This is a genomic window from Falsiporphyromonas endometrii (assembly GCF_042654485.1).
GTDB classification, from domain to species: domain Bacteria; phylum Bacteroidota; class Bacteroidia; order Bacteroidales; family Porphyromonadaceae; genus Porphyromonas; species Porphyromonas endometrii.
The window spans coordinates 26,443-39,424 of the sequence record NZ_JBHSGO010000044.1 but is presented as its reverse complement, the minus strand read 5'-3'; the positions used below and the strand labels follow the sequence as shown (position 1 = coordinate 39,424).

6 protein-coding genes are annotated in these 12,982 nt (G+C 39.5%); 3 read left to right on the top strand and 3 right to left on the bottom strand.

Annotated features, from left to right (window positions below):
* Positions 1-543: 543 nt before the first annotated feature.
* The 3 genes from ACFO3G_RS02525 to ACFO3G_RS02515 form a co-directional block, all read right to left on the bottom strand.
* On the bottom strand, positions 544-5,310 hold the full coding sequence (locus tag ACFO3G_RS02525) for a hypothetical protein (protein ID WP_380077683.1): 4,767 nt from the start codon (positions 5,308-5,310) through the stop codon (positions 544-546).
* A 27-nt stretch (positions 5,311-5,337) separates the two neighbouring features.
* On the bottom strand, positions 5,338-6,657 hold the full coding sequence (locus ACFO3G_RS02520; RefSeq protein WP_380077681.1) for a hypothetical protein: 1,320 nt from the start codon (positions 6,655-6,657) through the stop codon (positions 5,338-5,340).
* Positions 6,658-8,358: 1,701 nt separating this feature from the next.
* Positions 8,359-8,628, bottom strand: coding sequence for a hypothetical protein (locus tag ACFO3G_RS02515; RefSeq protein WP_380077679.1), 270 nt, complete (start codon positions 8,626-8,628; stop codon positions 8,359-8,361).
* A gap of 1,243 nt (positions 8,629-9,871) precedes the next feature.
* Here ACFO3G_RS02515 and ACFO3G_RS02510 point away from each other — a divergent pair.
* Genes ACFO3G_RS02510 through ACFO3G_RS02500 form a run of 3 tightly spaced genes read left to right on the top strand, consistent with a single transcriptional unit; the run spans position 9,872 to position 12,930 of the window.
* A complete protein-coding gene (locus ACFO3G_RS02510; protein WP_380077677.1) occupies positions 9,872-10,471 on the top strand; it encodes a DUF3575 domain-containing protein in 600 nt (199 codons plus the stop codon).
* A 35-nt stretch (positions 10,472-10,506) separates the two neighbouring features.
* Positions 10,507-11,916 (top strand): DUF3868 domain-containing protein, encoded by a 1,410-nt coding sequence (locus ACFO3G_RS02505; RefSeq protein WP_380077675.1) that lies wholly within the window; start codon positions 10,507-10,509, stop codon positions 11,914-11,916.
* A gap of 12 nt (positions 11,917-11,928) precedes the next feature.
* Entirely contained in the window at positions 11,929-12,930 is a 1,002-nt protein-coding gene (locus ACFO3G_RS02500; protein ID WP_380077673.1) for a FimB/Mfa2 family fimbrial subunit, read from the top strand.
* The last annotated feature ends 52 nt before the right edge of the window (positions 12,931-12,982 follow it).

Genomic DNA, 12,982 nt, shown 5'->3' with positions numbered 1-12,982 from the left:
CCCGGGCGGACGCCAATCCCCCCGGTGTTTTTCATGTCCGCCTGACGGATGAACAAAACAATGAAATGAAATGATTAATTTTGACTCAAAGATAAACCTCCTTTACACACTTTTTGGGATACTACCCTTCTCTTACCACCTTACCCGTTGATGGGTAGTTCCCTATTGGTGGTAGTATCTCGGTAGTATCTCCAAAAAGTGCAAGGAAGTTAGGCTTTGTGGAATATATCGTTACTATCAAAAATTACCTCTAAGCGTTTCTTTAGTCTTAACAGCCATTATGGGTATTTATATCAGTCTCATAGAATTGGGTTAGTATGGTTTAGCCTTCAATCACCATTTCGCATGAATATTAAAGGGATGATAGATGGTTTTGCATCGAGAAGTGATGCCAGATTACAGTCATTAGAATCTGCCATCTAACGACAAATCCGGGATAAAATGAAGGCTGCACAAAGAGAGAGTAGAAATCTAATCATCTCAGTGTGCAGCCTATACTATCGATATATGCTACTCCGAACAAAAGGGAGCTTCAGATAGCTTTTATCTTAGTTTGATTGGTAATGACTTAGTGGTACAATCTTCCAACACCACTCTTAACATTACTTCTTGAGTACCTGCAGGATGAGGAATAGTCGCCTTCCTATCCGATATACCGGACTTTGAATAAAGCAACTCTCCTGACATACCATACAAATCAACACGCAAAATAGACTTGTCACTGTCAATAACAAGTGCATCACCCCGATCTGAAATCTTAAAACAATCATCCTCAACCTTGCCAATTGTCAGAGGCAGGTCTTTGTTACAAACAAGCATAAAACGGTTCCCCTCATTTTGTAGAGGGTTGTGCATAAATCTATATTCAGGGGTTGTCATTAGATCTATTACTTTGTTTGATTGTTTATCAATTAGCTTGAGACATTCCAGATTTTTGTCCTCATAATGATCAAATCGAAGCGTCATCTCACCCATAAGAGAAGAAGAGATACCGATATTGTAATAGTCTTGAAGTTCCTCATCAAAATTCAACATATTATTTTCTCTGCCATCAGAGGAGCTGACATAGACAATAGGCAAGTCTTCGGACTCCGGTGAGACAATTGCAGGCATCGAGCTCCCTTTGCGCCCCCATGCTATATAGGCATCGTAGAATTGATTGGTGCTATTGCTTAGGCGAAGATGCATAGGAGTCACTTTCTGTTGGTCGATGGAAGTTGAGGTCGATCTTGGAACCAATTTCCCGGGCTTAATAAGAATATTGTAGTCCCCCTCTATCGGAAATATTAGTTTGGCTTCTTTACCAGCTTGATTACATCTTACTAAAATGGCTTGCAAAGGACTTATTATTTCACCATCAGAATGCAATCTTTCTGCTCCTTCAGATAATTGTGCCTCTGATGAATATCCCAACCATTTTTCGTCTGAGTAGATATAATAGTATGGGTATATGGATGGATTAACCTGTACGAAATTATTGAAGTTGATATCTGTCATAAAAGGATTACCGACCATCATCCATTTTTTTGAAGTATCATAAGCCATTTCATATCCAAGATTAGTTATCGTACTACCCTTAGCTGTAAATGTAATCTCTTCCGGTGCATTGTCGTTTGTTTCAAAAACAAACCTATAGTTTAGGGGACTTCTTTCCAAAGTCTCCGATTTATTGATCGGTTTCAAAGTTTTAAAGTCATAATAGTAGAGTATACTTTCTTGCTTTTCTTTGATATATCTATGGAGAGGATATGCGGCCTTTCTATCTTCATCTTCACAGTAAGGAATACGTATGATCCCTTTTAAAGTATTGAGGTTATCCTGATTCTTATAACCGGTCTTATCCATATAGCCGGCAGCTTTTAAGGCAATAGCATTAAATGATTGGTAGCCCAAAAGTCTCTCTATCGGATAAAATGGATTTGTATACAATTTTAACTTTGTTATTTGATGATTAAGCTTTGAATAAATATTATTAAAGTTAACCGCTTCAAGCTTGCCATTCCAGATTTCTTTAATTGATCTGCTGAAGATAAAGGGTTTCCCTGCCAAATCAAAGTCACCACTATAGACCCCCTTAAGTGGTACAGCCAGCATATACCAACGATTACGAGACATCTTTAATTGATCTGCTGATTCGTGATGTGTTATCTTATTTGAGACAAGGTTTCCTTCATCATCATAATAACCAAAATTGTAATCAACATAAGCATTGACATATTTCAAGAGATGAGGACCATGCAATTTTGCTCCATAGTGAAAATAGATATTGTTACATGAGGGTGTGCCGAACTTTTCCCATCTCGTACCATTTTCATAGGCATAAAGGTCCGGGAAGAATTTAGTTGTAGAGGGGATATGTACATTGGTACAATGGGAAGGTATACCTTTGGTTTTCTCGCCATTTTTATCCTCCCAGTTTTCTGAGTTGTGCCAATCTGAATCTTTGGCATCTTCTTTCCACCACAATTCATCGGGTGCGACATAGACCTCAAAGTTTATTTCTGCAAGCTTTTCTTCGCCACGACATTTAATATTCTCTATTCTAAGAGTGTATTGTCCGGAATGCTTAGAAACATCAGCATTTTTTATAACTATCTCGCGACCGCTATATGTTTCCTCACGATTTGGACAGATCCAAATGTATTTAACTTTATCATCACCATCATCATCACCAAGTTTGACTGTGCTGAGTGTGATTTTATCTCCTTGACATACCAGTCTGTTCTCGCCATGGTTAACAAAGACAATTGAGGGAGCAATGTTATAAACAGTGATGTTGTCTTTTGATCCATTTTTGCATTGGTCCTCCATCTTAAGAAAGTATGAATTCTGAATATCACGTTGCCCATTTTCAGCCTCCCCCAAATTAAATAGAGCACATCCACCATCTTCTGCCACCTCTGACTCAGCTATAGGTTTTTTGCCGTTATTAGCCTCTGTTTCATCATGAAAAAGGGAGAGTTTTACCGGACCAACATTGTTGATTGGACAAATCCTCATCTGACCGGTCTTTCGATCGGGACAGGAGTAAGCAAAATAACGATCACGATCATAGGTTAAATTCAGGTTTTTAAGTTCTACTGGAACGTATGTATCACAAAATTCACTTGAATATCTTTCCGTGATGAGTTGAAATTTAACTGTTGCATCGTAATTTTGGAATTCGATATAGATATCCTCAGGCTTTTTGGCTACCTCCGGATCTGTTGACTTAGGGTCAACCAATTCTTCAGAGATATATCCATAATTATAATAATCATTTTGCTTGTCTTTCGGGATATTTACCTTGGTATGCTCGTGGGTTTTTTTATCTACAATCAGCTTCAGCGCACGAGGCATTTCCTTGCCACCATAAGTTACAAGGGTGCCGGATTTTTTGAAGGGATACAATCTTATGTGCTGGCAATCAATTTTTTTAAAAACAGGCTTAAAGTTCTCCGGATGATAAATTGTTTCCTTCACTCCTTCTACATCCATCGTAAATGTTTTGTTTGGTGTATCAGTCTCATTACACGGTGAGAAAAGTTCAAATACAAATGTCCCCCCTTTGGTGGGATATTTCCATTCTAAATATCGATCTGTACCATTTTTAGATAGAAAGCATATGTAATCACCAAGTTTACCTTCAAAGTCATAGATTTCCCCGACCTCTGCATATTTCTCTTTCTCTTCTAAGTCTTTCGGCTTGTAATCCTCAGGGGCCTCTCTTATACGAAATCTCGAACCTTGAAAATTGGTCTCAATATGACCATCAATATAACCATCTTTACTATAATTTTGGGATAAATACGCCTTTGCTGTTATTACAATGCTTTCACAAGGGGTGTAATGTGTATTGACACTTTTTGTGAGATTATATCCTATTTTGTTGAGACTTTCTCTGTGCACTTCTTTTTGTCCAAGATTATCTGTGACTATAATGTTATATTCATGCCCTTTTTCCATCGAAATGGAAATTTCATTATAATCAACAAGTTTCTTCTCATCTGTTTTTTTCCCGTCTTTTTCAACCGTTATAGTCAAAGGGAAGCAAAATATTGCACGATCTCTTTTATTGGCTGTGATACGAAGTTCTCCTGATTTAAAGCAAGGATGCGGCACCATTGTCTTATCGATCATTTTGGCTTCGAAAGTTGCTCTCTTCGTCAAATGGTTGGGATCCTTGCACCAATTCGATTGACCCTTAAGTTTGATATAAACCCATGGTAAGTCTTCTTTTTTATAATCATCAAATGTCTTGTATTGAGATTTCTTATTCTCAAAGTCCATGTTTGACAAAGCATATGTCACCTGAAAATAACTTGAGCTAATTCTTCTGATACTGTGGACGGTTGGACTTTCGACTCTATTTATGGCCGTTCCTTTTGGGAATGGCTTAAAGTCTTCAATCTTGGGCTCTCTGTCTCCTTGTATTATTGCATAATCGTAATACTCTGCTATCGCATCAAGATTGCTTAAATATTTGCTAGGGTCATTTTCGCAAGCACCTAATTTAAAAGTGACATATCCACAACTATCTTGTCTCAGCTCCATTTTTTGCTCAAGATAAGGATTGCTTTTGCTTACCATTAGCTCTTCACCTCCCGGACAATATCCTTTAGGCAAATCTTCCACACTAACCTTCATTGTCGCATCATTACATTCGTTTGAGACGACAATCGTATACTCGCCCGGAGGACAGCCATAAATTATTGTTTCGTGAGGATCGGGCTCCTCCTTATTCTTATCCTTATCTTTATCCTTATCCATGGTTATACCGGGAAGTTTCAAATGCTTTACCCCTGTATACTCTTTTGGATATCCCTTGATATTTATCTCATACTCTTTACCATCTTTTGGTGTTAGTATAGAAATAATACCGGTATAAATTTGACTGTTACCTTTTGGCTTGTAATCAGGAAGATTCTTTCGAACACAAAAGACAGAAGTTTTAAATTTACTTGCTTGGTTCAGCACAACGCATTCAACTGGAACAAGCTCTATTAGTTTATTTTCGTCGTCTAATTTGACAGAAGCTTTTGCTGTGTATTTCCCGGGAAGCAGGTTGCCAAACTTATTATTGGTTACCTCATCTTTCATATTGGTCTGCGATTTCTCTTCTTCGTTGTATAGATTGCAGTCGACAACTTCATACTTTATATCCTTTCCCGAAATATTGTCAACATATATGGTTACCTCTCCATTCTGTTTACATGTCGAATGTTTAATTTCGGTCCTTATCTTAAAATCTGATTTTTGCTGAGCCACGATTTTTGTAACACCTGACAAAAGGAGCATCACAAAAATCAATGCCTTAATGCTATATCTCATATTCTTCATAGATTTTTCTGTTTAGAATTATAATATATTAAGCTCTATTCCGTCCAAACTATTCTTCCCGTTAAAATTAACTGTCAGCTTATAATGCCTGTTTCTGTATATGGAATTGGTATTTGGCCGGGATGTTTCTTTATCCTCAAACATATATGCATAGTCACATCCCTCCAGGGTATTGTCAGCTCCGTTTGTGAGCTGACTTATTGTTTTCTCAATATTATTACTGCTGTTTCCTCCGGCTAAGCCATAATGAAAATAGAATAGTAATTCTTTCCCAGATGAACCTTTTTCTATTAAGTTTTCCGGAATATAATAGACCAGTCTGTAGTCTGTCATTAGTACTCCCCCAATTGGTATTTCATCCTGATTATCTTCCGGTTTGACTATATAGTCTTCGATGGGGTTCGGATGGTCGTCGTCAATAACAAAAGAATAATTTGGGCTTTCTATTATGACTTTATCAGATGTAAAGTATTTTGCTTGCGGAAACAGTAGGTATTTCTCCGGAATATTTAGTAGGCACATTGTTAAAATGTTTTTCTTGCTAAATCCCAGTGGCAGGGCGTAAGAATAGGTATAGTCCTGCCATGAATAGTCTCTCTTTGCCATAATTATGTTTTTAAAGACCACTTCAACCTTTGCCAATGCTCTTATCAGTTCTATTCCTGAACGATCAGTAAGAGTGCAATGTGGTCTTTGTTTTTTATTATGGTCTGTGAGATCAAGTTTGAATGGATGTTTTTCTGTTCCATCACTACCTGTTGGCTGAGGTTTCGTAAGGTCTATTCTGACATTGTCATATTGTGCAGTCATCAAAAGAGATGGATCTTGCGTAGACATCCCTGCATAAGACTTATTGTCTTGCCCGTCACTAATATTTACGCACTTCACATTGGCCTCAAGCAACTGATCTTTTGTAATTGTTGGGTTTTTTAGAAATTGTAATTGACTGTTAGTCGTTGTTGTCTCGACAGCATTTTCGTTGGCAATAACAAAGAAGTCGTAGTATCTGATAGATGACAACTTCATTTTGATTTGATTGTCATTGATTGCATCTTTTGCAAAGTATAGATTGAGCACGGATGTACTCTCCCCATGTTCGAATACTATTACTCTAAGCTCGTTGAGTCTTGTTTCGTTTCCTTTTTCATTATCAAATGCTGTCTGAACTTTGGGATATGCAGCCCTCGGGGTAGACTTCAGTGTGTTTACATTCAGTTTGACATGTACAGTTCTTTCGATGGTATCTTGTTGGATAGGTTGTGGTTCATAATCAGCCTTGCCACAAGATAAACATAGCAGCAAAATAATGTACAACGAGATTGTTTTAATGACACGCATATCAATAATTATTATTCTATACACATTTATAACTCCTTTGGGGAGCCACCAACTACTATAAAGAGGTATTTCTTTAAGCCTGTACGAACATCGCTTACAATGGACACCTTTGCTATGTGTCTTTGAGTATCACCTCTGCTTTTGACATTGACCGAAATCCTTCATCATTACAAAGTACTGCATGTTTGTGTGGCAGTACTCAATCTATGCACTCACACTGTGTAACTTCCCAACTGATGATTACTAACATACTTACAGCAAGGAATGTACCTTCTTATATCGTTATTATTTGTCTTGAGATGGTGCGTACAAGACACCGAAAGAGATATAGCCCCTCTTAAGACCATCCAATACATTGTCTTCATTATTGGTCAAAGTTAAGAGATAATCAATCCTTATCTGTGCAAATACTGCATATCAGTATGACAGTACCCAAACTATATACTCACACCATAATCCTGAAAATGAGGATTACTAACATACTTATAATGAATAGTATACCATCTTATGGCATCTCCTATTCGCTACAATATTAGTCTGATTGTTTTTGACTAATAGCTCCGCAAGGTACTGATTATTTCAATTATATCAAACTTTGTCAAATCAAATTCAATTATATTCAATGATATATTAAGTACTTACATAGAAATAAAAAGAAAATAGTAAGTATTGTAAACATAAAGAGGGGCACACCACCGAGAGTTGGTTCAAACCTTGCTTTTTGCCCCCAATATGACACTATTGGCACAACTGTTTCGCTCTCTCTCACGCGCGTTCAATATACAAATGGGTCAAAACTTGATATGCTGTCCACTTTGGCTCTAATGATCGAAGCCTTCCTCTCTTGTGTGAAGTGCTGACAGATTGGTGGAAGTGTGTTTGGCTGCTCCCAATCTTGCAAGGCCTTCGCCAAGCCGGGGGCAATCTCATTGAAGGGTGGTATCGGGCCTGCTCACCCTCCACCGAATACACTTCCATTAGGTGGATGAGAGCATCCGATATGGGAGGCAGAATATAGAATAAGAGGGTGCAAATTTGGTTCTAATGATCAAAGCCTTCTTCTCTTGTGTAAAGTGCTGACAGATTGGTGGAAGTGTTTGGCTGCTCCCAATCTTGCAAGGTCTTCGCCAAGCCGGGGCAATCTTATGGAGGGTGGTATCGAGCCTGCTCACCCTCCACCGAATATACTTTCATTAGGTGGATGAGAGCATCCGATATGGGAGGCAGAAATATATAGAATAAGAGGGTGCAAATCCAATTAAAATGCAACCGATTAGAGATAAATATTGTACATATTTTCAGCCCTTTCTTAAGATGAAAAACAGCCTTTTTTTGACCTCAAAAGAGGCTTATTCTCTATAAAGCCCAAATATGATAGGACGGTTTCGTACTATCTATATGTTAATATATGTATAGGCGGCTTTTTATTTGTCTTTCGGCGGCTTAAAAATAGCTTTCGGGCCACTTTTTGGGGAAGGTCGCGCGACTTTCAATCCATTCTCGCGCGACTTTGAACCTAACCTCGCGCGAGGTTGCACCCGAAGTAGCGCGACTTCGCATGTCAAGGTCGCGCGAGATCAGATCGAAAGTCGCGCGAGGATAGATTGCTTCTCGCGCGAGCTTATTTGTTAAAATAGCGCATAAAAAAGCCCGTTTTTGTACTAATAAAACGGGCGAAGTCGGTTAGAAGGCCGGATGACCCTAACCCTCGAATTTGTGATTTTGTAGTTGAATAAAGGTTGTTTGATCCGCTTTTGAATCTGCGTTTAAGGCAGCAGCATTTAGCAGGCAGACCTCTCTCATTACGAGCTTCACAGCCCTAAGAGAAAAATAGTTTGCGAGATCGTATTTGATGCCCGGGAAGGCGTCTCTCTTTTGATCCATTACAAGACATATCTTACCTGCCCGGAGGAGTAGTCCGCCAAGCGACACAATCATCAAAAGGAAGGTAAATAATATGCTTATTTCCATGGTTATATGTTCAATTATCTCTGCCTAAGGTACTAAAAAGGATTCTCTTTCGCAATGTCAGCTTGTCCCGATTCGGTGTAAGCTCAAAATATGACGCTCCTGCCCGGGCGCAATTTCTCTATATCTACACATTTCCAAACTCCTTGATATAGCGATCGCAAGAGGTGTCATTTGCGAATTTGTTTTTTGTGGGTTTTGGGGAGCGTAGCCGTCTCTGTGATTGTCGTGAGAGGATATGTCAGTGAATAATCAAGAGCAAAACTGTCGCTTAACTGTTTACGATCAATTAGTTGCATATAATAATCTTCGAAAAGATATTTTTGATTTATGTGTCAGTCATAAATCTTTATATGAATTTCTGTCTGTTTATTTGATTTTCTATAAACTATATTGATGTTTTACTAATATGTTTGATCTCTAAGAGATTGAATGATAGGGGTATATCGAGATAGATTGTACTTGTTTATTGTGTGACTTTTGTTATCATTTTGTATATGGAAATAAATGTTTTAATATGTTTTTAACCAAAATATTTGTTCATGTTATATTTTATTTTCATCCTTGTGGGACAAAATAGGATAGAGAAGATTGATTTAAGGATTTCAAATCCGGATTGAATCTATCTGAATGTAAACTGTATGTTAGTTTATTTTTTCAGATCTGACAGTTATTTAAGTAGTGCTATGCTCTTATAACTCAATCTTTGTAATATCTTAACGAATATTGTAATAGGATTTGCTGTTTTTGATATTGTTTGAACCGATTGATTATGGCATTTGTAGTTTTATTCGTGTTGTATCTCATACCGGTGAAATGGTATTCCGAAACAGAAACAGATCTTGTAGAAAAGCCTTTCTTGTTATAGCTATCATGTTTTTTATTCTGTTGTAGCATAACATTGATTTGGTTTTTAGGCTTTTGCAATCGTGTGATTGGTTTTGACTTTCACGGTTGTTGTGAATGCTGAGTGTATGTTGTATGGTTAGTATCTCGTCTGTGGAGAAACTTTATGCTCAGGTGTTGTGACTATAATGATTAGGTATGTATAGACCCACGATTGGTTTCTATTATTTAAGTATGTAAATGCGATTATTTCTAATAAATCGCTCTGCAATTTGTGCGGGTGCCTTACTGTCGAAATATCAAAAGATAGTAGTCACCGGATCGAAGATAATGGTTACCGAATAGAATAATGGTTATTGGTGAATTATAAAGGATATCGATACAATCGAAATACGATAATATGAAAAAAACTTGTTTAGTCATATTGATCTCTCTGCTGTCAATCTGTGGAATTTCCGGACAGAAGGTGGCAATCAAAAACAACTTGGCGTATGATGCTCTTCGTACCCCCAACTTATCGTTGGAGGTGGCTCTGTCACGCAAGGTAACCTTTGACGTGCAGGCAGGGGCAAACTTTTTCTTCTATACGACCGATCCGACATCCTCTTCATATAAGAATAAGAAATGGAGTCATTGGCTTGTGCAGCCGGAGATTAGATATTGGACCTGCGAATCTTTCAACGGGTTCTTTTTGGGAGCTCATGCCCTGGGTGGTATGATGAATGTCTCCGGTGTCAATATCCCCTTTATCAAAAAACATGGGGTAAGGATGCAGGATCACAGATATGAAGGCCATTATTGGGGCGGTGGATTGAGTGTGGGCTACCATTGGATCCTTTCGAATCGCTTCAGTATGGAGGCTTCGGTAGGCTGGGGAGCGGCAAGGATTACTTATGACAAGTATTATTGCACCACTTGCTCGGAGAAGATAGGCGAAGGTCATGCCAATTATTTTGGCCCTACCAAAGCGGCTTTGTCTCTTATAGTTATGTTGAAATAAGTCAATTTACTTAGTATAGATCTTTACAAACAACGATGAAACGCATTATTTACATCATATTTTCAGCAATCTTGTTGTCGGGTCTGAGCCTTACGGCACAGGAGCCCATCGCTACACCTACCAAGCTAAGCTATGCGAAGGTGGCGAAGGAGCGCTCCAAAGACGGCAAAATGCTTACCATATCTTACGAAGTCGATGTACCCAAAGGGGCTGTCAAATGTCAGCAGGCTGTGTTGGCATTTCCAAGGCTTGTCAGCAGAGACGGTAAGCAGCAGATAGACCTCGAGAGCTTTGCTGTGATGGGGAAGGTAAGGTACAAGTCTTACTCCAGAAATGTGGCTCTCGGCAACGATACCCGTATGCCACTCGTAAGTACGGTACACAAGGTACCTTATAAGCACCTATACACATTCCAATTCCCTTATGAGAAATGGATGGCAAAGTCAGACTTTGTGGTAAGTGAGCAGATATTTGGTTGTGCTCAATGCCCCAAGGGTGAATTGGCGGGTGCTATCAACCTTCCGGATATTGTGACATTTTCGAAAGATGATTACAGATACAGCTTTGTTGAGCCAAAAGCTGTCAGAGAGAAGAGACTGGAAGAGAAGTTTGAGAGCAAGGTGACTTTCCCTTGTGCACAGAGCAGACTCGATGCGGCATTCGAAAACAACAGGGACGAGCTCAAAAGATTGTCCGACTTCGTAAAGAAATCTCTAAGCTACGAAGGTGCTACCATGGATAAGGTCGTGATCGAGGGCTTTGCTTCGCCGGAAGGATCGGCAGAAGGCAATAAGAGGCTGTCGGAGAATAGATCGCTGGCACTATCGAATTACGTGATATCTAAGTTCCCGGCACTGCGCAAGGTCTCAAACATGAGTGTCAATGGATTTGGAGAGGACTGGAACGGGCTTGTCAAGGTGCTTAAGGAGAGCAGACCTTCGTATGCGGAGGCTATGCTCGGGATTATAGACAAGTACCCCAATGTGCAGGCTCGTAAGGCAGCACTCAAATCTTATGACGGATGCAGACCTTATATCGAGATGGTCAGAGACTATTATCCACAACTCAGAAGGACCACCTTCACGATGGGATATGCCGTGAGATTTTTTGCTGACCAAGAGCTGGAGAGGATATTTAACAATTCGCCTCAGCTGCTTAGCCACCATGAGCTCTACAAACTGGCACAGCAGAGGATAAGCAAGGGCAAATCGCCACTCGAGGTATACCAAAAGGCCTATGAGCTCTACCAAGACGATCGGGTGGCGGCACTCAACTATGCCAATGCAATCCTTAAGTATGGCAAGGGAAACTATGCCAAGGTGCTTGAGATATTGGAGCCCTACAAGGAGATGAGAGAGGCGATGATGCCCAGAGCAATCGCACTCAATGAGACGGGTAGGCAGCAAGAGGCTGAGCAGATATTTCTGGAGCTAACACAAAAGTAAACGAAACAAGTGATGAGAAAGTATAACCATCATATGATTACCAAGCAGTTGGGCTCATTGTCACTCGTAATGACATTCGTGCTCGTATGTGCCCTCGTGGCAACATTCGCCGGATGTAAGAAGATGATATTTGATGACCTCAAAGACTGTAACAGGGGAGTGTATATCAACCTCTTCGATAGCGTCGAATGTGCATCTGAGGCTTCATATCCAAAGCTAAAAGAGCTCAAGCTATTGCTGTTTGACTCAGAAGGGACCCTTATGCATATCAAGGATCTACAAGATGTCGAGACAGCCAAAGACAAAGAGATATTTATGCCGGTACCAAAGCCCGGAAGATACCGTGTCGTGGCATGGGCCAACCTCTATAAGTATTTCGATATAGAGAATATAGCACCGGGAAAGACCAAAGAAGAGGAGATGCTCTTCAGAATAAAGTCAAAAAACAAAATAGCACAGGATATTACCGGCTTGGTGGCATACCAAGGAAAGTCCAAGGATTTCGAGATAGGTCAAGAGGTGCAGTTTTATGCACATACAAAGATCAATCTAAGAGAGTTTACAAACAGAGTAAATGTAAGAGCTGTAGGGCTCGAAGAGCCAAGAAACTTCCAAATAGTACTCAGATCAAACAATGGTACATATAACCTGAATGGGGATATTAGGAGAGATCTGCAGCTGCAGTATCCGGCAGAAATGAAGTATCCAAGCAATGAGAAATTCCCAAACGAAGAAGACCTCTTTGCCTCCTTTACAACACTCAGACTAATCACAGGAATGAACAATGAACTGGCTGTCTACAATATCAAAACACAGGAAGAGTCGTTTAAATGTGACCTGATAGGAGCGATACTGATGAGTGATGCCGCAGCAAATATCAACCTCAGATGTATCAATGACTTTGAGGTGCTGCTGAAAATGAAAAAGTGCAACTGCCCCGGAGGATATATGGTCGCAGAAATATGGATCAACGATTGGCTCGTACACAGCTATCAGGTAGATCTCGATGTATAAAGAATAAGTAGAACAATCAAAACAATAAAAAGACAAAGACTAATAGAAAGTA